Origin of the sequence: Microcoleus sp. D2_18a_B4 (genome assembly GCF_036702475.1) — a bacterium.
Taxonomy (GTDB): Bacteria; Cyanobacteriota; Cyanobacteriia; order Cyanobacteriales; family Microcoleaceae; genus Microcoleus.
The window spans coordinates 128,472-150,237 of sequence record NZ_JAUBTL010000004.1 but is presented as its reverse complement, the minus strand read 5'-3'; the positions used below and the strand labels follow the sequence as shown (position 1 = coordinate 150,237).

Genomic DNA, 21,766 nt, shown 5'->3' with positions numbered 1-21,766 from the left:
GCTCAAACTTCCCGAGTGCGTAGGCGTAAGCCGGGGCGGAGCCATCGCTGCCTCCTCGCTCGGGGAGCAATCCCCGCTTAGTCTGTACCGTCCGAAGTCCTCCACTTCATCCCGAATTACCTAATGAATCAAAAAATCTCTGAAATAGATGAGCAAATTGCTCAACTTATAGCTAGCTTGCCCAGCGATAGCCTCCTACAGCAAGCTAAGACACCAGCTCAGATAGAGGAATGGCACAAAGCAAGACAAACCCAGATTCTTTTGGCTGAGTGCTGGAAATCTAAGTGGCTTGTGAAGGACTATTACCCACTTGAGGCAGCTGTAAAACGGCAAGAGATTTCTCAACGAAAAGCTGAGTTAATGAACTGCTGCGTTAATGAGTACAAAGCTCGGTGGGAGCTTTGCGAAGTAGCCGAAAAATATGTCAAAAAACTCCACATCGAACTTCAAAACACGAGTTATGTGGGGCTTTTTCCCGGGGCATCCGCCCATTCTTCGTACAAATTTTTTCGCCAAGCTAGCCTGAGAGAATATCCATTTCAATCAGCCTATGATTTATTTGCGGAAACTTTAAAAGAAGATGTGGACAGTTCTTTCTCTGTCTGTCTGGAACCCTACTATGAGGTTCCGATGAAAAAGTGGAGGCAAGTAGGTAAGGAGTACACTCAACTTCTGGCTCGATCCAAGTTGGATGGTACTTACCCAGAACTTAAGAAGGTAGAGGAGCAGAGATTAAAAACAAACTTAGTTTGGCACAAAGTGGGTTTTTCTTGGATTGGGATGGTTATGTGGACGTGCCAAATGGAGGCCAAAAATGACCCATTGCTCAGAAAGCAATTGGTTGTCTACAACAAATCGCTGTGGGAAGCACGCTCGTTTAGGAGTGTCAGCTAGCCGCAATTTGCACGGCTGGGCATGGCACAAAGGGGAATTGCTTTGCACGGATAAGGCAGGCGGCATTTACCGCAAAGCTTAATAAAACTTCAAATCTGGATCGCATTGCCTCTGACGCTTGGGCAGTCCACCTATGCTGGATTGCAATAGTTTCAGAGAAAGGAGTCTTTTTCCTCATGTTCGACCTTCAGACCGCTATGGTTGTGTCAATTTTCCTTGGTGTTTTCATTGGTATAGCCCAGTTTCGGCAATCTCCAGCAATGCTTTTAGGGGGCTTGGCTGCTTTCGGTATCTATTACTTTCTGTTTCTGCATAACATTTTACTAGGCATTTTCAAGCAGGTGACATTGGGTCGTTAGACAATGAAGGTGTCTTGGCTGTTTTGAATTACTGCTTGGGAGAATTTGTTAGCTAGCTGTGGGTAAGTAGTAGTTCCGAATTAATTACACAATATTTCTACTGAAACCCTTGCCTAGCAAGGAGTCTTTATGTAATTAATTTTGTGTGGTTACTTAACACCCCGCTTGTGGAGGCGTTAATGTGGGACTCCCACTCCCGCAGCTAGCTATATCAAAACTTTGTTTTTAAGAGTGGGATTATGCGAGCGCACTCATACAGCGATGGCTATGGGGAAGCAGCTCACGCCCGATCTGCACCTCCTTACACTGCTACACATCACCCGCACCGCATTGTTGGTACGGTTGGCAACACCGCCGATCCTTCCCCCGACGCTCACACGCCAGCAGAACAGGCGAGGCAAGCTCATGGCATTGCCACAACTTTTCGGTTTCTAGGAATAGCTTGGTACGGTTTTCTTCAATGCCAATTACCCCTGATTGTTTCACGTTAATTCTGGAAAATACGACCAACTCAGTGGGGTTCTCCTGACTGTTCTTCCCACTTAGAAAGGGGCATCATAATAACTGTAAGCAATGAGCTTCAACCCAAACTTTCCTTATAAAGCATTACCAATCTTTGAGGTGACAGATTATGTTGATGCGCTACTGGCAACCCTTCACGGAAATTGAAACCATCCGCCAGCAACTCGATAAAGCTTTTGACCAACGGGCAACAACGAGAGATAACTCAGAAACCACTTGGATGCCCGCTCTAGAATTGGTTGATGCTGGGGACAACTTCGTATTAAAAGCGCAACTGCCTGGAATTGACCCCAAAGACGTTGACGTTCAAGTCAGTCGCGAAGCAATTTCTATCTCTGGGGAACGCCGCTACGAAAACATAAACGAGAAATCTGGCTACGTCCGCTCTGAATTCCGCTATGGCAAATTCCACCGGGTGCTTCCCTTGCCCGCACACATTCAAAACGACTCTGTGCAAGCTGAATGCAAAGATGGCATTCTGACGCTAACGCTGCCCAAAGTGACTGAAGCCCGTAATAAAGTCGTCAAGATTAACTTAGCTGAAATTGCTGGAGCTACAACAAATCCTGCTTTGGAACAGGCTAACCAATAACGATCTGCTGTGCTTAATGGAGTGAGGCAAATTTTCCTTTCATTGAGCCTGATTGGATTTAGTTAACAACAACGGAACTGGAAAAGCTGATGCCGGGAGCTACACTTGCTCTCGGTATTCTTTATTTGGGAAAGCCTTAGAAAGCTACCTACAACTGTCCTGAACCCGCAGTGATTTCAGCAATGCTTACAAGGCCCGCTTCCCGTAAATGCAACATAGAGCACGGCGAGCAGAATACCCAACCGTGAACCCAGGAACATTGAAATCCCTCAATCCTCCGTTCCCCCCACTGCTGGGATGTCTGTGGCGACGGTTGAGACTGGAGGCGATCCCGGTCGTGAAAGAACCCGTCACACCTATGAAAAAATGGGCTGCGAGCTGTTACCAGTTGCCAGATACTTCAAGAAGCTCGGTAGCGCAGATGTGTTGATTTCGCGACCGCATTGTATCCTTCAACTTAATGCGATGCCCGATCTTGTAGGTCGGCTTGAAGGATGAAACCCGAGACTCATCACTGCTTCTCCACCTCAACCCTGTGCGGTTGTCCCATCGAATCATGTTTTGTTTCACGTTACCTGCTGAGCCACAAGCAAGGATTTGACAGACTCAACTCAACCTAACAGCCAGAAGCGAGCGCACTCGTTCCTGCTCCGCTCTGACATACTCGCCCGCAAACGACTCTCGCTGCATCGGAGCGGTAGGTTGCGACATGAGGTTAATACTGGATAAGACCGGTGTAGGGGGTGGTATCGTGTTATCTAGCAGATATAACGAATATCCGGGAAGGTAAGGGTATTATCCAGCACATCTGCGGTTGAATACATAGTTATATTTTTTTGGTGTCAAAAGTGCCAACAGCAACAATTGGAGAAAATAGATGTGGGATGAAAGATACAGTGCCCAAGAGTACGCCTATGGCACAAACCCGAACAAGTTTTTGGAAGCAAACGTCAGCACTATTCCAAAAGGTAAAGTTCTGAGCTTGGCCGAAGGAGAAGGGCGGAATGCCGTTTTCCTTGCGAAACAGGGTTATTCTGTAACCGCTGTAGATGCCTCTTTAGTTGGTTTGAATAAGGCCAGAAAGTTGGCAGAAGACAATGGGGTGATTGTTGAGTTTATTCATACTGATTTAGCAGAGTATGATTTAGGCGAAAATAAATGGGACGGCCTTGTATCTATATTTTGTCCATTGCCCTCTTCAACAAGGAAACAACTTCATAAAAAAGTTGAAGCAGCGTTAAAGCGAAACGGTGTTTTTCTGCTTGAGGCTTATACACCCGATCAGTTGAAGTATGGTACTGGCGGCGGAAATTCAGTAGACGTGATGCAATCTAAAGAATCTTTAAGCCTTGAGTTGGCTGGCTTAAAGTTTAGGCATCTAATTGAGCTTGAGCGTGACGTAGTAGAAGGTATTTATCACACTGGCATGGGCGCAGTAGTTCAGGCGATCGCCTCAAAAGAAATATAACATTCTGGTGAAGCGGATTGCCTGAAGCTGCTTAGGTGAGATGCAGAGATCCCAACCACCGCTGACCAGAACCGTTAGCTATCGTTGCACAAAGGTGTTGTACTCTCTCCGTACAGCCAAGAGTCTGTTTCTGGTGCCATCCCAAATGCAACTATTGGCACCGTTAAACCATTCGCGATCGCCTAGCTGCTTTGCTAGCCATTGGTAATACTTAGCGATCTGTTCTTTCGCGTTCCCTTCCACCTCAACCAGCAGTGCGATAGCCCAATCGAGTCATATTGGTTTCACGTTACCTAGTGAGCCACAAGCAAGGATTTGACAGGCCCAACCCAACCTACAGCGACAGGCGAGCGCACTCGTTCCTGCTCTGCGAAGGCTCCGCCTCAAGCAAACGGCAAAGCCGCATCGGAGCGGTAGGTTGCGACATAGGTTAATCTTGGAGAAGACCGATATAGGTGGTGGTATCCAGCAAAAGTGACGGATAGCACCCAAGAACCCGGACTTAACCTGCTTTCGTTTCTGTTTAATCCCTTAAAACTAGGGCGTTATCTAGCATATCTGACGGATAATCCACCGGAAGTAAAGGTGTTATCCAGCACATCTTTTGAATACTGAAGTTTCTACTGTCCCGGCTTAAACGGGTAGCCACGATGCTGATTAAGCAAACAAAAACAGCGCTAAGTTCCCTAGGTTATGAACTAGATTGCCGTGAGGAGGCTTTTGGCTATCTAAGGGATTCCTCCGATGTACTCGGACAGCCAGAGCAATTGCGACGGAGGATGCAACAAGAGGGTTACTTATACTTAAAAGCCTTTCTTAACTCTCAAGATGTTTGGCAAGCTCGTCAGGAAATTGCAGCTTGTTTAGCTGCTGAGGGAAGCTTGGAACTTGATAGCCCTGTTCTAGATTGCATCGCTAAACCGGGATTAAGCATGAATTTCCGTCCCGATTTAGCAAGCAGGAGTTCAACACTGAAAACACTGCTTTATTCGGGACGGATGATGGAATTTTTTGGAATTTTTTTAGGCGGTCAAGTCCGGCATTACGATTACACCTGGCTTAGAGCCGTCGCTCCAGGAAAAGGAACTTACGCTCATTGTGACATTGTGTATATGGGACGGGGAACTGACAAGCTTTACACGGCTTGGACTCCGTTAGGCGATATTCCTTGGGAATTAGGGGGGTTAATGATTTTGGAAAATTCTCATCATCTAGAGACTATTAAAAATAGCTATGGATGTAAAGATGTCGATCGCTATTGTGCCAACAGAAAAACGGCTTATTTGTATGCCTCCAATCAAAAATCGTGGGATGGAGCCTTATCGAAAAACCCGGTTTCTTTGCGCTGTAAATACGGAGGACGTTGGTTGAGTTCCGAATTCGAGGCTGGAGATGTTCTGATTTTTGGTATGTTTACCATTCATGCCAGTTTGGATAACCATTCTCCTTCTATTCGACTCTCCTCGGACAGCCGTTATCAATTGGCATCGGAACCAGTGGATGAAAGGTGGGTTGGCAGTAACCCTATCGGTCACTCTACTGCTGCTAAGCAAGGTCAGATTTGCTAGAAGAAGAAGACTTTAGTATTGTGTGTTTGAATTTAAGTTTAGTCGCTCCGCATCGCTACCGCACCGAGTTCAGCTCTGGGTTCTCCTAAAAGACACTTGAACCTCTTACTTTTTTGGGGAGTAAGCCCGGAGTTGATGGAACGTCCCCCAACCATTCCATTGGCCGTCTGGTGGCTCCCAATACTTGACATATCGAGCGGTCATCGGGGGAATTGCAACATCAATATCAAGTTTATTGAAACTGGTCTGTGGAGAGTAAGGATGGACTATCTCAGAAGCTAATCGCCAAGTTTTATTATCTGTTGAAACCTCAACGCGAAAGGTTAGTGAATTCTTAAAGGCACCATCCCAATCAATATTGTAGCCAACACCGTTGAGTGAATAAACCGCACCTAAATCGACAATTTGAAAGGTGCCAGTACCTTGATTGGTTCCGTTTCCCCACCGCCCCAGTTTTGGATAATTCGTTGTTGTTTGATAATCAGCCGGATCGTTAGCATTGCTCCAGCCAGGATAGGTAATCCCTCCGTTTCTGGCAATCACTGGTTTGCCAGCAGCTACGTTGGTGCCTAATATCGGCTTCGACGAAGTAATATTGCTTGGAGATGCTGATTCCACTGCTGGCGGTGGAAGTGTAGGGGTGTTTGATACTTGTTGAATCGATTGAGAACAGCCAGCCACAGCTCCCGTAGCGAGGAAGATCTGAGCAAACCAGGCACACGATTTTTTCATGATTTGAGGAGGGACGATCGCCCCAGCAAATTAGGCGTATTATCCAAGGATACGCTCGCCTCTGTTGTGAGGGAAACTAAAACCGAACCAAAAACCCAAACCCAACCCACAACCGCCACAGGTAGGCCATGCCCAAAATCCATGAGTGCGATCGCTTTTATGCCAGGAGAAGACGGTATTCTGAGTAATGGGAACAAAAGCGATCACCCTATAGAGAGATGAGCTTTGACGTTTATGGCAAAACCCAAAAGGTATCCAAAGAATTGGCGAGAGATTGCGTTATCCGTGAAAGAAAGTGCGCTCTGGCGCTGTGCTAAATGCAACCAACAATGCCTCCGACCCGGTAAGAAAAGTGGCTTAACCAAGTCCGAACGCTGTGCCTTAACTTTGACCGTACACCACCGCAACCGGATACCGGAGGATAACCGTCCAGAAAACTTAATAGCCCTTTGTACTGCGTGTCACCTTTCTTATCACAACCGCGGGCAATCCAACGTCTCGCCTGGACAATTATCGCTGTTCCCCGATGATGGCATTGACTGGGATATGATGGATTGCTCTCTGGAATCGGCAATTGAAAATATCAGAGAATATTAAAGAATTAGCAGAACTGCTTCAACCCTTGCAGCAAGAAGATAAAAATCTGCACGGAACACGCGCCGATTCTCACCAATACAAACTGAGGCAAACGCTTGCGGAAGCCGAGTTGCAAAGTTTCGAGCGGCAACATCAAATCAAGCTGCCCGAAGATTACCGTACCCAATTTATTTCTTTGAAGCTCCAGAACTCCCCGCTCAGCTTGAGTTAAACGAAGACAGGATAGTTATCAAAATCCATCTTTCGCCTTTCATCTTAGCCTAACCTTGACATAGTTGCTATTTGTAGGAAGCGCAAAGCAACCGACACAAACCGAGATTTTTTCCTTGCAAGGCAGCCTGTACCCCGCCATTTGGAGGGGGCTATTTTAACTATCTAAAACCACCGGATTTGGTGAGGTCAGACTTAAAGTGAAGCCAATACTATCATTTTATAACGTAATAAAAGCCAGCGTTTATGAAGAAAAAATCCTCAATACCAGATGCAATTCTGGCTATAGATTTTGGAGGCTTATCTACTAGAGTTTTCTGCCAAAGCTCGCAAGCAGGCAGTAAAGCAAGCTCCTTTGTAATGGAATCGCAGGTGGGGCCGGTGAGCCAAGACATAGCCAATTGTTTCACACAACCCAACCTCGCATCAGCATCTCCCGAAAATATTGCTTGGGTGGCAATTGGTAATGAATGCCGAGCCGTTGGCTACTTGGCAGCAGCGCAATTCAATGCTCACATCGGTTTAGCGGGACTGAAGTACAGTAGCGCTTTGTACAAAGCTCTAGCAGCTTTGTGGGTAGTGTCGCGGAAGTTAGATTTAGGCAGTCAATTTAGCGCTGCGATCTCCGTTTTCTTGCCCCCAGGCGAATTTAATGACTCCAAGCAATTTTTTGAGCTATTAAGTCAATACTCTGCTTCATTTGAAACACCCACCGGCAAGCTATCCGTCACCCTGGACAAAACCCAAGCTTTGCAAGAAGGTGGCGGCATTGCTTTGATCCACAACAGTAATTTAGGTTCAGCCTTCAAGCAGCGGGTAACTGCCTTTGTGATGGTAGGATTTCGCAATGCTTCGGTAATAGTTTCGGCACGCGGTGCTGTCGGTAAGGGCAAAACTTCAGACTTAGGAATGGTAAGGTTGGTGGATCTAGTTCAAGAGCGAACCTCTAACTACGATGCTTCCCGTTTGGCTTTATCAATCGCTCAAGCCGGCGTAAGCTACAACCGCCCTTACTTTTACCGAATTGTTCGGAATCGAGAGGAAACAGCGAAAGATCGAGAAGTTGACCAATTGATTGAAGCAGTCAAGCTGTCTCGCTTCGACTACGCTCGAATGCTATCTCATTGGATTAATGAAGTGCTGCCGCCCGATTTAGATGAAATTGTATTTTGCGGGGGGACTTCTGAATATATGAAGCCAGAACTGCGAAATCAGTTTTCTCATTATTCGCTATCTTGGCACGCAGGTATAACAGTGCCAAAAACGCTCGATCCTGATGGTTTAGGTTGCCGCATCGCTGATGTTTACGGACTATTTTCTTACTTCAAATCTCAGTTTGAGGTACTGAGGCAAAGGTCTGTTGCGGCAACTTCTCAGAGGGCAGAAGATACAACTTCCAGTTCAGGAGATGCTCCAGTCCCTACGACTGATATACAGAGTGTAAAAGAATGTGCTGAACAATCTATTAAGCCAAAATCTGAACAATCTACCAAGCCAAAATCTGAACAATCTACCAAACCAAAATCTGAACAACCTACTCACCCCAAATCCGAGCCACCTACTAAATTAAAACTTGAGCAATTTACTCACGCTAAATCCGAGCAATCTACTGAACAAAAATTTGAGGAATCTACTGAACAAAAGACTGAAGATATTACTGAACAAAAAATTGAGGAACCCGCTGAACAAAAAATTGAGGAACCCACTGAACAAAATACTGAAGATATTACTGAACAAAACACTGAAAATTGCGCTCAACCAAAGGCTGATTCAAGTATCAAACATAGCTGCTTAGATGATTCTAATAAATTGAGTGATGAGTCGTCGTCGAATACAGAACCTTCATTAGAGGAATCAGAAGGAAACTTAGATGCAGCTCTCTTATTGGGAGGGCCCTACCGAGGTGCTGGAAAGAAGGTGAGGAATTATGCCTAGAAAACGTTACAAGGAATTTTGCTGGCGCTGTCAAGTTTTGCCAGATTCCGAAGACGCTATCTTGCTATCTTACCTGCAAAATCATCCTTTTTTTAGTTTCCAGGAAACGATTTTACCTCTAATCAAAGCGCGGTGGCTGTTAGCAGCTTTACGCAATAGCGGTAGTCATTCTAGCCCAGACTTAGAGTATTTGAGGCGAGAAAGCATTAATTTTTTGCTCAGGCAGATAGATGAAGTTTGCCGAGATGCGGGATTTAACTGTACCGAGTTAGGAGTAATTGCCCCTGGTATTTCTTCGGGTTTAATTCCTTTAGCTACTTTCCCTCACTTATCGAATCCAGGTGCATCTATTGCTACGGAATTAACGGCCCCTGAGAGTTCAAATCCAGCAAGTTTGCCCGAAGAAAAAGAAGCAGAGGAATTTTCGGGAGAAGTTGAGTTTGAAAACAGCGCGTTTAACTTAGCTGGTTTCGATCCGGCAATGGTCGGGCCTAGCTTTAGTTAAAAATTATTAAGTCTTGAATAGACACCGACATCCAGCAAGGAGGAATGAAATGACTAACATGATTCACTTGGTTGACGGCGAGAAAGGTGGCGTTGGCAAGTCGATGCTAACTCGGATTCTGGTTGAATTCAATCAGAAGTATGAACTGCTGTACACGTTAATTGATGGTGATTTTCAAAATCCTGATGTGCAGCAGCGCTATCCTGAACACAATGCAAAAATCGTAGCTTTAGTTGAAGATGAAGAGAAGTTTTTCGATATCGATATTATTTTTGAAACAGCAGTAGAAACTCCTGTGATTGTCAATTTACCAGCTCGGGTTTACAGCATTATCAACAAATGGATTGACGAAGCTAATTTAACCTCTCCTGATTTTAAAGAGCAGTCAGGAGTTGATGTATGCAAGTGGTTTATTTGCGGGGGTACGACGGACAGCATTGAAATGTTTATTGACTCTTTCAACTACTTTGAAGGTCAGCTCAATCACATTTTTGTCCGCAATTTTGGAGTTTGCAAAGATTGGTCGCACGTACAAAGCCATAAGGAAATGAACAAGCTCATTAATAATTACCGAATTCCTGTGGTAGATTTGCCGGCTCTGAGTGCAAGAGAGCGCAAGTTTATTGATACGAAGCGGTTGTCATTTTCTCAAGCAATGAAACACTCAGAATTCTTCTTGATTAGTCAGCAGCGATTGCATACTTTTCTGGAAGACTGTTTCCGTCTGATAGAAGATGTAGGTTTGTTTAACAACGCACCCAATCGCAATAAAAAAGAAGTCATCGCTCCCTATGAACAAAAAAAAAATGAGGAAATGCAGATAGAAAATGAGCAACAAAATGAGTAACCAAATAAGCAACAGGTTGTAAAGTCTCAGGAGGCTGTAATTTGTAAAAAAGGTATCGTAAGCTTTTAAGAATCTAAATTAAGGCTTACGCACACACTCTAATGATAGGGTGTGCCGAAACCAGCCCGCTGGCTGAGTGCAATCAACGCAGTTGTGTGATCTCAGGCGTTGGATATTAGCAATAAACGTTGTTTATTGCGTTTAAATTCTGAAAAGAAGAAGATTGATCGATCGCCCGCTACGAGATTTCCAGGGTTTCAAAAACTTCTTCACCACTGGGCCAGCGGGCTGGGTGTGCCGAAACACATCTTAATACTACAGATAGTGTCTAAACCGATAATTTGCGGGTATTACTGTAAATTTTACAGTCATATCAATTCCGGTTGCACTCAGACATGATGTTGACTGTTGACCCTTCGACTACGCTCAGGGCGACGCTGTTGACTGTGAATCGAACAACTGAAAATTGCGCCGAGATAGGTGGCGACTTGTAACAATCATTCATGAATTGCCCTCTAATTTATCACCTGACGATGCAGCCGGAAACGATATCAATGGGTGATGAACTCGTTAGGAGACGGACAAAATATGAGTTCACACTATAGAATGCGCGATGCAGAACAGCATAAAGATTAGGATTTTGATTAGGTAGGAGGTTAAATGTCCGATCGACTTTTAGAAGAACTTTCCGAAGTTGACTCTGAAGAGTTTGGCGAGATATTGGAAACGCCAAGGGAACAGGGCAGACTTAATAATACCAAAAAAAATTCCATACAACCCACTGAAAATTCGCAAAATTTGCCCGATTCTCCAGATACATTTCCAGAAGATGCAGTAGAAGAAAAGTTGAAATTAGATGGGAGTAAGCTAAATGAAGAGGAATTTTGGGAACTCATAGACGATGATTCGAGGGAAAGAGAAGCTCTGAACAGAGATCCTTTATCTGGCCCTCCCATGTACGAGAGAGATACTGAGTCACTAATCAGCCAGGTACTCAAGGGAAAAGACTCCAAATTTCGCTCTCACATTATTCAGACAGCTTACCGATACGGTCTCAATAAAAATGACCCGCTTTTTATCGTATTGATGGCTACAGGTCAACTCGAACTGCTGTTAGAAAAAAAACCGCAAGAGATTGACCAGTTTTTCAAGAATTGGCAATCTCAATGGCAAGGTGATTTGAAAGATTCTCAAGCTGTCATCTCTCAAGAATTGGAACAAGTTCGCCAGCTTACTGAAAATTGGGAAAAAGAAAGCAGAGAGTTTTTAGAACGGCAGGGAAAAGCGGCTGTTAAGGTGCAACATCGCCACATTTCCAACTCAGTTTACACTCTAGTGCGACAAGCAGCTTTAGAGAAAGTTGCTCACGATATTTGGTCGGTGATTTTTGGGAGCGGGGTAGTGTTAGGGGCGATGGCGATTGGCGCGTTTATCGGGTTAGCGGTGCCCCGGTTCATTCCAGCGCCTGAACTCGACCCAAAAGGGCCGCGCCAGCTCACTTTAGAACAAGCCGTAGCGCTCGAATGGGGGCTGAGCAAAGAGGGTCAGTTTGCTCGCAAGAACGCGGATACAATTCAGTGGGCAACAAGCAATGAAGGGAAATATGCTCGCCAATTTATGAGCTGGAATCAAGCTTTGTTGAGCGAAAAAGGCGGCAAAAAACTGTGTGAAACTGAGATAAATCGATTGGGGGTGACGCTGACAGTAGAAGGTAAACCTGCACAAAAAGGATTTTGTACTTTGTGGATTCGCTCCCCTCAAGAACGACAGTTTGTTCCTTGAGGGCAAATACTAAAATCGAGAATGGGATGTAAATAAGTTAGCTTACCAGGAGAAATCTATGATTGCCAATTTGAACAATCAGCCGTTACCTGACCAAAATCAGAAGCAAGTGCAGTCGCAAATATCGGGTGTTTTAGTTGCACTAAACGACCCATTCGATGAGATGGTTTGGGATTACTGTTTGAGTCAAACATACCCAATATCGGAACAGATTAAGATTGTACTGAGTGCTTTCTGGGGACCGTTTGCTGCCAAAAATGCTAGCAAGTCTCCCGAGCGAGTGCGAGCAATAGCTTGTTATTCACTGCAACAATTAGCAGCTCAACAAAAATTGATTGACTCAGTGTTTGAACTGTCAAGTGAATCAACTAAAATTTCCGAAGTTATTGCTGTTCCCAAACGGAAAAATAGTTGCAAGGTACTCAATCAAGCTTGTGTTTGTTCTCAATCTGTTCTAAATACTGCAATTCGGTGGGAGTAAGAGCCGTTGTTCTTTCTAACAAGTTCAGAATTTCGACTTCAAACGGATCTAGATTTCCTAATTTGTGAAGTCGGTCAGTGCGATCGCAAATTTCTTGAAGTCCGGGTTGATTGTCTAGCGGTACAGCAGTGAGAGCCGAGTGCTTGAAGGTGTATGACTGCATAGTAACGGTGGGGATGTGTCGCATCCACACAGTGGCCGTTTTCTCGCCCACTGACTGAATGCGGCCTAACCTGCCGTTAACATCTTCGCGATCTGGCGCGTACACTTCTACTAACGAACCAATTTTGAGCGTTAGGTGGTGAGCGATGGCAGGTTGCTTTTCAGGTTTCACTTTCCGGCATCGCCCCTGTAAAGTTTTGGCAACTTGAGCCGGACGACTGCGAGCATCATTGGCCAAAGCAAGAACTTCCTTCTTTGTCAGCCCAGCAGAGCGGTTAAGAATCTTCCACTTCACATCTTCTCCTCCAATAGAACTAAGAGCATCCACAGCTCGAGTAAACTTGGCATCCCGGTAAATCGTTCTGGGGGAAGCTTTGAACCGTTCTCCCAACTCTCGTGCTGTTTTGTCTGTCAAGCTGACATTTTGACAGCTTGCTCCTTCTGGCATTGTTTTGTCTATCAAGTGGTCATTTTGACAGCTTGCCTCATCTGGCATTGTTTTGTCTGTCAAGCTGCCATTTTGACAGCTTGCTCTATCTGGCGATATTTTGTCTGTCAAACTGTCATTTTGACAGTTTGCCGAACGCTTGCCCCCGTGAGATTCCTTGGTCAGCTCGTACCAGGTGCCGCGCAGGTAGCTAACGGATTCTGGCGTCAAGCTGCGCCGTCCCAGTTGGTTGGCGATCGTCCAGACCTTGACTGCATTCCGGCTGTCGAAAGACATCTCTATAATCTGGTAGGGTATGTCGTGCGCGGTACATATAGCGTACCTGTTATGACCGTCGATGAGAAGCTTTTCCTCAGCCCAGACTACTAACGGGTCGCGGCATCCTTCCTCCAGAATGCTCGCTTGCAGGGCAGCTTTTTCATCTTTACTCAGGGGAGGGATGAGGGATTGGAATTCAGGGTCGATTCGCAGTTGTTTCGCAGCACAGGAGGTAATACGCCCCCCAATACCCCCCGGCAAAACAATTAACGCTTGCGGCTCCCGATCGTCTGCTCCTGATTGCATTTGACGTATTCCTGGCGAGTTTGTTGAATGCAAGGCTCGCCCGCGCTGACTCCTGTGCTCCGCAAGCGGCTACGCGCGGGCAGAAATTTCCTTGAACTATTCAACACTAACATAGTTATCGTCGAGAAGCCTCCAGAAAATGCGAAAATAGTTAAAAAAAGGAAATGCTATCGACGCTATGCCACCTAGGAAAGGAATCCACCCCCATCCCAACTCATTAGCCAACCTCAACCGCTCTGGGGGACAACCTCGCTATGAAGAACCCAAGAAGCAAAGAAATATCCAGGTTACGTCGGTAGGATGGGAAGGAATTCGCGCGATCGCCATTGAACGCGGATTGAGTCTCAACGAATTGATCGAACAGATTGGCAGGGGTCTGATTCCCCTTGACACTGGTGAAAAAAGTAACTAATTGCCAGATATGGAAAGGGAGGTTAGAGCAAAAAAACTTTCTATCAACTCGTTACTAGAAGCTTTATTGATAGTAATAACGGTGTTTTTATCGGTCAAAGATTGTTAAAATTTACGGTATTGTGCGGTGCAAATGTATCAGAATAAAATATAATGATTCAATCACTTCCAAAACTTATAACTGTTGATGAATTTATTACTAACTACGGCGACAGCGGTTGTTACGAACTCATTGATGGTGAATTAACCGAAATGGAACCAACAGGGCCACACGAACAAGTATCCGGGTTTCTGGGACGAAAACTGAATGTAGAAATTGACCGCTTAGATATACCCTACCTTATCCCCCCTCGCTGTCTCATCAAACTATTAGGAACAGCAACAGCCTTTCGCCCCGATGTGCTTGTATTAGACCAAACTCGACTAATTAATGAACCTTTGTGGCAACAAGAACCTGTAATTACATCAGGTTCTTCAATTAAACTGATTGCTGAAGTTGTTAGTACCAACTGGCAGAACGATTACGCCCGCAAAGTTGAAGATTATGCTTTGCTAGGAGTGCCTGAGTATTGGATTGTTGACTATTTGGGTATTGGTGGCAGAGAATATATTGGCAAACCAAAACAACCGACAGTTACTATTTGTACGCTGCGAGAAGACGAGTATCAAAAACAGTTGTTTCAAAATGACGATCGACTTATTTCCTCAATCTTTCCCGACTTGCAATTAACAACGCAACAAATCTTCGCGGCAGGCAGATATGCTGCTATCTAGCTTATATCCAGGTAACGTCGGTAGGATGGAGAGAATTCGTGCGGTCGCAATTGAACGGGGATTGAGTTTCAATGAGTTGAGCGAACAGATTGGCAAGGGTCTGATTCCCCTTGGCGCTGAAGAAAGTAACTAATAGCTTGGTCAGGTACCAATTCACTATGAAGCTGCATTTAATATAACGCTAAGGATATAGTTCCAACCAGAAAGACATCAGCCTCAATTAGTGTATCTTCATAGTGAATTGGTAGGAAAAGGAGGATTCACTCAAAAAAACTTTCTATCAAATCGTTACCATAAGTTTTTTTGAAATAAAAGACTAATTGGCTTGTTGATTCTCCGAGCGTGCTAACTAACTCTCAAAATTTGCTCAATTAGGGAGACAACTTGCTGCGGTCGATGCTGAAAATGCTTCTTGATTTGAAATTTTAACGAATCTGCTGGCACATCTTTTTTGTTTAGTTTCAGGCGAATATGCTCACTTCGTGGGAGAGTGGAATTGAGCGCTCGAATAACGGTGTGGCATTGTCGGAGAGTGAGGCTATCGACTTGGATGAAGGGTAGATTTAATGTGTCGGTATCGAGTTGAATATTAGAAGCAAATTCTGCTTTAACTTGTAGCGAAGAGGTGAGGCGCTGTTCTTCTGTGGGTTCTGGAGTTGCTGCCGATTCGGTAACAGCAGGAAAGGAAGCAATTTCATTGAGAAGAGGCACAAAATCGGGGGCAAGTTCTGCTGAGAGTTTTTCAGAAGGATTCATTCGCTTCGATGCTAACAGCGTAGCGATATAGTGAACAATTAAGCCACCATAACCAAAAATTACCACAATTTCAATTGTGAGGGTGAGAAAATGCTGAATATGTTCGTACATGATTATAATTTGCAAGTGGAACATCTCTCAAACGCGCTCGCGTTTAATATCAAAGCTTTTTAACAAAAACAGTTATTTAATTTATTGCAAAACGGTTTTACGCTGACTTATTGAGTAACCTACATTCTCGGATAAAACCAATTAACCATAACTTACGGTTTGTAACTGTGTTGCAAAGGTTTGAGATTATTCACATTACTTGCGGAAGCTTTCCTACGCTCGATGGTAAACTCCGTCAAGGGTTCAGAATGACATTTAAGTTATTACTCCAAGCGCTATTAACTAAATCCTTCTGAGAATGCGATCATAAATGTGGCAAATCGAACTGATGCGGTGGGTGGGCGGGCAAATAAAATCCTGCTCCAAGCAGGATTTTATCCCCTTTATCGGGGGTCGTCATTGATTATTTGACAAAATCATCAATCTCTTCATTATCGTCAGTTGCCTTTTTCTTATGAGAAGCTTTGACTGCCGACTCGATATAACGGAAGTGCAAGTCAATCACTGCTTGCTCAGATGAAAGCCAGTAAACGTTGCTCAAGATTTCTTCAAGCATCTCGTCAGCCGAGTAGCCTTCATATTGCTTGTTAAACCAAGTGTTGAACGCTTCCCAGTCAAGAGCTTTACCTTTCTGCAACTGTCGTTGTTTGGCACGTCCCGTTAACTCGCGGGCAACGTGCAAAAACATCTCGAAGCGCTGTTCTTCAAGAGTTTCTGCAAATTGCTTTTGCATCGGAGTTGGAGCGGATTTGCGATTAGCCATGATTAAGCCTCAAGCGTGTTTTTTCTTCACAACTAAAGCGACGGCAGTCTGCTAATTACAATTAATTAAAAAAAATTAGTGGGTGGGTGAGTGGGTAAAATTAAATTCACAACCAAGGTTCAATTTTCCTTGATTGTGAATTTGTTGGGTATGCTTCCCAGAGCGCCCTGATTCGGACGGTGGCGACAATCATTACCCTGAAATGAAGGGGAAGGGGAAGGATAATTTTTTTAGTAATAACGCAATTTTACTAAAGTTTTTCTACCTTTCTCCCAAGTTTTTCTACCCTTTCCGTTCCTTCCCCTTCCCCCTCCCCCTCCCCTTATTAAATGAATTGCGATTCGTGGAAAAGGCCTCGATAGAGGCAAAAAAATGCTCTGCTTTTTCAGCAGAGCTTTCTAATCAAACTTTAGCAATTATTCGTCGTCTTCCTCAAATTCTTCGTCTTCGTCTAAACTAAAATCATCCTCCTCATCGTCATCATCCTCATCCTCATCCTCATCGCCTTCCTCGTCATCGTCATCCTCATCAATTTCATCGAGTATGTCATCAATTTCATCATCTTCATCATCGAGTTCGTCGTCATCGAGTTCTTCAGTATCTTCTTCAGAGGATTTAGCTAACTCGTTGCGACGCTTTAAGCTTTGAGCATTGAACTCCATTAAATCGGCAATGGCAGCTTGCGGGTTGTCAGCAATTGTATCGTAAAGTTGGCTCATCGCTAAGGCAACAACTTCGACATCATACTTGAGTTCATCGGGTCGGCCAACTAGCTTGGGAAACACAGTATTGTTCCACTCTTGCCAGTCGAACTTTTTACCATTGCCATTACCGTTGCGCTTATTCAACTGAGCTTGAATATCCAATCCCAGTTTTTCGCGAATTGCGTGGCCAACCTTTGTCGAAATACGGCTATCGCGACGCTGAATTGTCACACCGTACTTCTTATGAATTGTATTGCGAATCTGTTTGACTAGCTCGACAGCAAGTTGCTCGGAGCTGAGGTTAGGTTGAGGTTTTGATTTAGCTCCATTGTTACTGCCGACTGTTTGACTGTTCTGTTTTTCGGGCGGTTTTGATTTAGCAGGCACTGGTGACTGAGAGCGATTTGGAGTGGCTGCTGTTTGTTTTTTAGTTGTGGCCATGATTGACAATTTAACTTACATAACATCAATTTATGAGTGCCGTTAGGCACAATTACCCCCTCCAGTTGAGGGGGAGAATTTCGCTCATTAGCAGGAAGTTAAATTTTAATTACATTAGTTAAATTTTATGTTAAATCTCCTGTAAGTAGTGGTGTATAACGCATGAAAATTTTCAATAACTGGTCTAACTTAAGAGTTATTCAAACTCCCATTATTGCCCTCGAATATTACAGTGCAGATCGCCAAACAATCTTGTCATCATTTCATCAGTACGCTAATGAGTGTTGTTTACCTGTTTATTATTGGAATCCGGGCTATGCAACTCTTCAACAGGTGCAGTCAACTCTTCAACAGGTGCAGTCAACTCTTCAACAGGTGCAGTGTTTCGATAAACATCTCCCAAATTTAGGTTTTCACTCAAACATGACAAGCGTTTCAGATGCTTTTTCAGAGATGTATAATAGTGAATGCGTCCTCTGCAAAACTGAGCTATCTGTCGAAAGCGATGTCCTGCAATTTCTGCTGGAAAATGACTATCCCGGTATCTTTTTGTTAGAGGATATTTTGGAGTCAGACAGTACCGAACAGCCTCTTATCCGCCGTTATTCTCAATTGGCTAACGCATTCTTTGAGCTGAAAGGGCGTTCAGCCGAGCTGAAAGGGCGTTGGGCCAACCAATATTGGGTACTGCTGGGTGAGTACATCCAACTGCCATCAAAGCTAAGTCCATTAATTCCTCTACTCAAATGTCCGTTACCAGATCGCTTTGAAGTCGAAGTTCTTGTGGATAATTTTTGCGATCGCAATTGTTCCCTTGATTTTGGTTCAGATGCGGTAGCTGCTAAAAAACGGCTGGCTGTTTCTAGTCTAGGGCTGCCAACTGCTGAAATTGAATTAGTGTTAGATCGATCGCTCTCTGTGACCGCTTCAGTTGTCCAAATCGCACAGTTGGTATTGGAGCATAAAATATCGCAACTTCGAGACCAGGGGTTGGAGTTCATTGCTTCTCCAGACGTGCCTCATGCTGGCGGTTTAGATTTATTAGACGCTTATTTGAGCGAAGTCGTAAAGCTGTCAGAAGCTGATGCCAAGAAATACCACCTCAGACCTCCCAAAGGAATGCTGCTGTGGGGGCCGCCGGGGACGGGCAAAAGTTTGAGTGCAAAGCTAGCTGCTAAGAAGCTAGGTTATGCGCTTTTAGCAGCAAGTTGGGGCAATATTCTAGGTTCCTCTAATCCCGATCGCGCTCTCAACAAAATGCTGGATACAGCGGATAATTTGGGCGGCTGCGTGCTATTTTTTGACGATTTTGACAAGGGTTTTTCTGGCTGGGAATCAAATGCTGATGGCGGTGTAGCTAGGCGGCTGTCACAGAAATTGCTCACCTGGATGCAGGAACATGAGAGCCCCGTGTTAATGTTAGCTACTGTTAACCGCTTAGAAATGCTGCCGGCTGAACTTATCCGCAGATTTGACGACGGCGGAATCTGGTTTGTGGATTTGCCACACAGCGGCGCTCGCTATGAGATTTTCAATTTGCACTTAGCTAAGTATTTCCCAGAGCAATTCGGGGAAGGAAAAGAGAATCTTTGGAGCGACAGGCAGTGGTATTCATTACTATCTGATTATGCCGGAGCAACGAGTGCTGAAATTGCGATCGCAGTTAAACGCTGTGCCCAGCGAGCTTATTGTGAAGGGCGACCTGGTAAAATTGAATTGGCCGATCTGCGTTATCAGAGAACTCAGTTTGTGCTGTCGTCTGAGCGTTCTTCTGAAGATATCCAGGGGATTCGCAACAAAGCGTCCTTTGCTCGACCTGCAACTGGGAGGGATGGGTCTAAATTTGCGGCTGCAGAGCAAGAGTTATTCGAGTATCGGCCATCTGCTTACGATCAAACTTGAGTGCATGATAAATCGCAATAGCATCGGTTCGTTTTCTCCCTACTCCCACTCCCCCATCTTTCCCCGTTAATCTCTTACCCTCCCCAACTTTCCATCACCTTAATTTCTACCTCGCAAGGAATCGGAGAGAGAAATTTATTCCCGGCTCTCACCATACATTTTTTAAGCATTGCTTTAACGTGGTTTACTTCTTCGATAGGACTCTCTATTAAAATTTCATCGTGAACCACACAAATCAGTTTAGCATCCGTGCAGCTTAGAGGTGAAAAAATGAGAGCAAGAGCGAGTTTAGTAATGTCAGCGCTCATCCCTTGAATTGGGTTATTTAGCATTTCGTTAAGCAGCGGTTTAGTATCTTTTGACCATAATCTCCTTCTGCCTAAGACTGTCCGACTCTCTCGAATACCTCGGCTCCAGGCGCTCCGAACTTTGCTGTGAAATTGTTTGATACCTGTATAGGATTCAAAGAACTTCTTACGAAAGTGTGAAGCTTGTTGCAGCGTTAAAGTGACTCCATGCTCTGCTTGAGCCATATTCTTAAATTTCGTAACTCCCATGCCATAAATTAAACCGAAGTTAATGATTTTACCGAGCTGTCTGTCTTCGAGAGTAATTTCAGATAAGGGTTTTGCCAGCACCAAAGAAGCTGTCAGAGAGTGCAAATCTTCCCCTTGAGAGTAGGCTTTCACCATCGTGCGATCGCCCGAAACCTTCGCCATGATTCGCAGTTCAATCTGGCTGTAATCGGCTTTGAGCAGGACGTAACCGGGTGCAGCTTTAAAACACTGTCGGGTTTCCTTATCTCTGGGGATATTCGTTAAATTTGGCTCTCGACAACTAAACCGTCCTGATCTAGCACCAATCTGAAACCAATTGGGATGGATGCGCCCTGTAATCGGATGAATGTGTTCTGGCAAACCCAGAGTAAAAGTGTCGATACGAGTAGATAAGCTGCGGTACTCTAACAGTGTTTGAATCACAGGATACTCGCCTTGCAAAGGAATTAAATGTTGAGAGCTAGTGGAAGTAACAGGAATCCCTTTTTCTTGCAAAGCCGCTAAGACTTGCTTGGGAGAGCGAGGATTAATTGTATCCGTAAATTCGGGCAGCAGAGAGATTTGTTGGTGAGGGTTAGGTCGATGGAGTTGTGAATTAATTTCTTTTAAAAGAGAGTCGCGTTGATGACAGAGCTTGGCTCCCAAAACTTTCCACTGTTCTCTATCTAAAAGCATTCCGTTGAGTTCCATAGAAGCCACCGCAGGCAGACAAGCAAACTCTAGTAAAGCAGTTTTGCCAAGCTTAGAAGCTTTCAGTTTTTGTTGCAGAGCAGCAGCCAGCGGGAGTAAGATTGCAGCATCGGTAGCAGCATATTGCAGTTGAGCGAGTGTTAAGTTTCCCGACCAATCGCTAACTTGCTGCGTTTTGTCTAGCTTTACTTTCAACAAATTCTCAGTGGCAGCCTCTAGGGACAAATGGCGTTTTAGTCCAGCCGTTAGCACTCGGTAAGCCAAATAGGTATCGAAAAAGGGTTTGGATGGTTCTAGTCCGGCAAAAGTGAGCATTTGCCATTCAAATTTGAGGTTGTGACTTACCTTCAGTGCAGGACTCGCTAAGAGCAAGCGTAATGGTTCGAGAGAACTCGGTTCAATGGCCCATAAATCTACAATGATTACTGGATGGTCAGGAATGGCAAGTTGTAACAATCTAATTTTGGCTTTGTAGGGGTCAAGCCCTGTCGTTTCGCAGTCTATACCGATGATTTTTGCTTGTTGGAATGGTTGAAGGGCTGTTTCAAGATTGAAAGCAGTATCGATTAGTTGGTAAGGAGTTTTAAGTGTAGCTTGCAACTGAGGTTTTTGATTGTTATCGGTTAAAATAGTTGGAATAGCTGTTAATATTTCAGGCTTAAGGGGCGGATTAGCTCTCATCATTACTTTCGTTTCCAAAGGAGAGTAAAAGGAGCCGGGGCTGTCAATACCTGTCCGGTGTTTTGAGTAACGCTTGAGGATGTCTTGTGGAGTTAGCGGTTTCATTGCACGATCGCCAAAAATTTTCAAAGCTGCGATCGCGATCGCGGTTTAAAAAATAAACTCGATCGAGTTGAAGCAGCGCAATCTTGACCAAATAATGAGTGATGAGTAATGAGTAACAGAAGTAATTGGGGTAAACCCGAGATCCGCGCCGTCAATCGAACTGACAATTATCGCAATCTTAACAATCCTGAAATCGGAACAGAGG

The 21,766-nt window shown here is 44.6% G+C and carries 22 protein-coding genes; 15 read left to right on the top strand and 7 right to left on the bottom strand.

Annotation, left to right across the window (positions count from 1 at the left end; all coding sequences use genetic code 11):
- The first annotated feature begins 123 nt into the window (after positions 1 to 123).
- From QUB04_RS03980 to QUB04_RS03960, 5 genes are all read left to right on the top strand, one after another.
- The gene (locus QUB04_RS03980) at positions 124 to 894 is read left to right on the top strand and encodes a hypothetical protein (RefSeq protein ID WP_333281329.1); all 771 of its coding nucleotides are present in this window, start codon (positions 124 to 126) and stop codon (positions 892 to 894) included.
- Positions 895 to 1,492: 598 nt separating this feature from the next.
- A complete protein-coding gene (locus QUB04_RS03975) occupies positions 1,493 to 1,744 on the top strand; it encodes a hypothetical protein (protein WP_333281326.1) in 252 nt (83 codons plus the stop codon).
- 140 nt (positions 1,745 to 1,884) lie between these two features.
- Positions 1,885 to 2,367, top strand: a complete 483-nt coding sequence (locus QUB04_RS03970) for an Hsp20/alpha crystallin family protein (RefSeq protein ID WP_333281323.1) — start codon at positions 1,885 to 1,887, stop codon at positions 2,365 to 2,367.
- Positions 2,368 to 3,244: 877 nt separating this feature from the next.
- Complete coding sequence (locus QUB04_RS03965) at positions 3,245 to 3,835, top strand: class I SAM-dependent methyltransferase (protein ID WP_333281320.1); 591 nt, start codon at positions 3,245 to 3,247, stop codon at positions 3,833 to 3,835.
- Positions 3,836 to 4,485: 650 nt separating this feature from the next.
- A complete protein-coding gene (locus QUB04_RS03960) occupies positions 4,486 to 5,403 on the top strand; it encodes a phytanoyl-CoA dioxygenase family protein (RefSeq protein WP_333281317.1) in 918 nt (305 codons plus the stop codon).
- A gap of 105 nt (positions 5,404 to 5,508) precedes the next feature.
- On the opposite strand, the gene QUB04_RS03955 is transcribed toward QUB04_RS03960, so the two are convergent.
- Both QUB04_RS03955 and QUB04_RS03950 read right to left on the bottom strand, forming a co-directional pair.
- A complete protein-coding gene (locus tag QUB04_RS03955; protein ID WP_333281311.1) occupies positions 5,509 to 6,135 on the bottom strand; it encodes a discoidin domain-containing protein in 627 nt (208 codons plus the stop codon).
- Entirely contained in the window at positions 6,132 to 6,332 is a 201-nt protein-coding gene (locus tag QUB04_RS03950) for a hypothetical protein (RefSeq protein WP_333281310.1), read from the bottom strand. Before QUB04_RS03950 ends, QUB04_RS03955 begins: the two co-directional genes overlap by 4 nt.
- 37 nt (positions 6,333 to 6,369) lie before the next feature.
- Between QUB04_RS03950 and QUB04_RS03945 the strand changes: the two genes are divergently transcribed.
- The 7 genes from QUB04_RS03945 to QUB04_RS03915 all read left to right on the top strand — a co-directional run bounded on the left by QUB04_RS03945 (position 6,370) and on the right by QUB04_RS03915 (position 12,492).
- Entirely contained in the window at positions 6,370 to 6,732 is a 363-nt protein-coding gene (locus QUB04_RS03945; RefSeq protein WP_333281308.1) for an HNH endonuclease, read from the top strand.
- The gene (locus QUB04_RS03940) at positions 6,710 to 6,943 is read left to right on the top strand and encodes an SMI1/KNR4 family protein (RefSeq protein ID WP_333281307.1); all 234 of its coding nucleotides are present in this window, start codon (positions 6,710 to 6,712) and stop codon (positions 6,941 to 6,943) included. The genes QUB04_RS03945 and QUB04_RS03940 overlap by 23 nt, the downstream gene beginning before the upstream one ends.
- Before the next feature lie 245 nt (positions 6,944 to 7,188).
- On the top strand, positions 7,189 to 8,877 hold the full coding sequence (locus tag QUB04_RS03935; RefSeq protein ID WP_333281302.1) for a hypothetical protein: 1,689 nt from the start codon (positions 7,189 to 7,191) through the stop codon (positions 8,875 to 8,877).
- Positions 8,870 to 9,382 carry a hypothetical protein gene (locus tag QUB04_RS03930; RefSeq protein WP_333281299.1) on the top strand — a complete coding sequence of 171 codons (513 nt, stop codon included), beginning with the start codon at positions 8,870 to 8,872 and terminating at the stop codon, positions 9,380 to 9,382. Before QUB04_RS03935 ends, QUB04_RS03930 begins: the two co-directional genes overlap by 8 nt.
- 49 nt (positions 9,383 to 9,431) lie before the next feature.
- Complete coding sequence (locus tag QUB04_RS03925) at positions 9,432 to 10,229, top strand: mobilization protein MobD-like protein (RefSeq protein ID WP_333249232.1); 798 nt, start codon at positions 9,432 to 9,434, stop codon at positions 10,227 to 10,229.
- 660 nt (positions 10,230 to 10,889) lie between these two features.
- Positions 10,890 to 12,011 carry a DUF6753 family protein gene (locus QUB04_RS03920; protein WP_333281296.1) on the top strand — a complete coding sequence of 374 codons (1,122 nt, stop codon included), beginning with the start codon at positions 10,890 to 10,892 and terminating at the stop codon, positions 12,009 to 12,011.
- 58 nt (positions 12,012 to 12,069) lie between these two features.
- The gene (locus QUB04_RS03915) at positions 12,070 to 12,492 is read left to right on the top strand and encodes a hypothetical protein (RefSeq protein ID WP_333281294.1); all 423 of its coding nucleotides are present in this window, start codon (positions 12,070 to 12,072) and stop codon (positions 12,490 to 12,492) included.
- On the opposite strand, the gene QUB04_RS03910 is transcribed toward QUB04_RS03915, so the two are convergent.
- A complete protein-coding gene (locus QUB04_RS03910) occupies positions 12,434 to 13,666 on the bottom strand; it encodes a hypothetical protein (protein ID WP_333281292.1) in 1,233 nt (410 codons plus the stop codon). The two genes, QUB04_RS03915 and QUB04_RS03910, sit on opposite strands and share 59 nt — an antisense overlap.
- A 178-nt stretch (positions 13,667 to 13,844) precedes the next feature.
- Here QUB04_RS03910 and QUB04_RS03905 point away from each other — a divergent pair, with 178 nt between their 5' ends.
- Both QUB04_RS03905 and QUB04_RS03900 read left to right on the top strand, forming a co-directional pair.
- On the top strand, positions 13,845 to 14,078 hold the full coding sequence (locus QUB04_RS03905) for a hypothetical protein (protein ID WP_333281289.1): 234 nt from the start codon (positions 13,845 to 13,847) through the stop codon (positions 14,076 to 14,078).
- Positions 14,079 to 14,230: 152 nt separating this feature from the next.
- Complete coding sequence (locus QUB04_RS03900; RefSeq protein ID WP_333281287.1) at positions 14,231 to 14,851, top strand: Uma2 family endonuclease; 621 nt, start codon at positions 14,231 to 14,233, stop codon at positions 14,849 to 14,851.
- A 345-nt stretch (positions 14,852 to 15,196) separates the two neighbouring features.
- On the opposite strand, the gene QUB04_RS03895 is transcribed toward QUB04_RS03900, so the two are convergent.
- The 3 genes from QUB04_RS03895 to QUB04_RS03885 all read right to left on the bottom strand — a co-directional run bounded on the left by QUB04_RS03895 (position 15,197) and on the right by QUB04_RS03885 (position 17,626).
- Positions 15,197 to 15,718 (bottom strand): hypothetical protein, encoded by a 522-nt coding sequence (locus QUB04_RS03895; RefSeq protein ID WP_333281284.1) that lies wholly within the window; start codon positions 15,716 to 15,718, stop codon positions 15,197 to 15,199.
- 403 nt (positions 15,719 to 16,121) lie between these two features.
- Complete coding sequence (locus tag QUB04_RS03890; RefSeq protein ID WP_015179737.1) at positions 16,122 to 16,481, bottom strand: hypothetical protein; 360 nt, start codon at positions 16,479 to 16,481, stop codon at positions 16,122 to 16,124.
- A gap of 416 nt (positions 16,482 to 16,897) precedes the next feature.
- Positions 16,898 to 17,626 (bottom strand): hypothetical protein, encoded by a 729-nt coding sequence (locus QUB04_RS03885; protein WP_333281282.1) that lies wholly within the window; start codon positions 17,624 to 17,626, stop codon positions 16,898 to 16,900.
- Positions 17,627 to 17,788: 162 nt separating this feature from the next.
- Here QUB04_RS03885 and QUB04_RS03880 point away from each other — a divergent pair, with 162 nt between their 5' ends.
- Positions 17,789 to 19,528 (top strand): ATP-binding protein, encoded by a 1,740-nt coding sequence (locus QUB04_RS03880; protein WP_333281280.1) that lies wholly within the window; start codon positions 17,789 to 17,791, stop codon positions 19,526 to 19,528.
- A 74-nt stretch (positions 19,529 to 19,602) separates the two neighbouring features.
- Here QUB04_RS03880 and QUB04_RS03875 read toward each other — a convergent pair whose 3' ends face one another.
- Entirely contained in the window at positions 19,603 to 21,561 is a 1,959-nt protein-coding gene (locus QUB04_RS03875; protein ID WP_333281277.1) for a bifunctional 3'-5' exonuclease/DNA polymerase, read from the bottom strand.
- Positions 21,562 to 21,766: the final 205 nt, after the last annotated feature.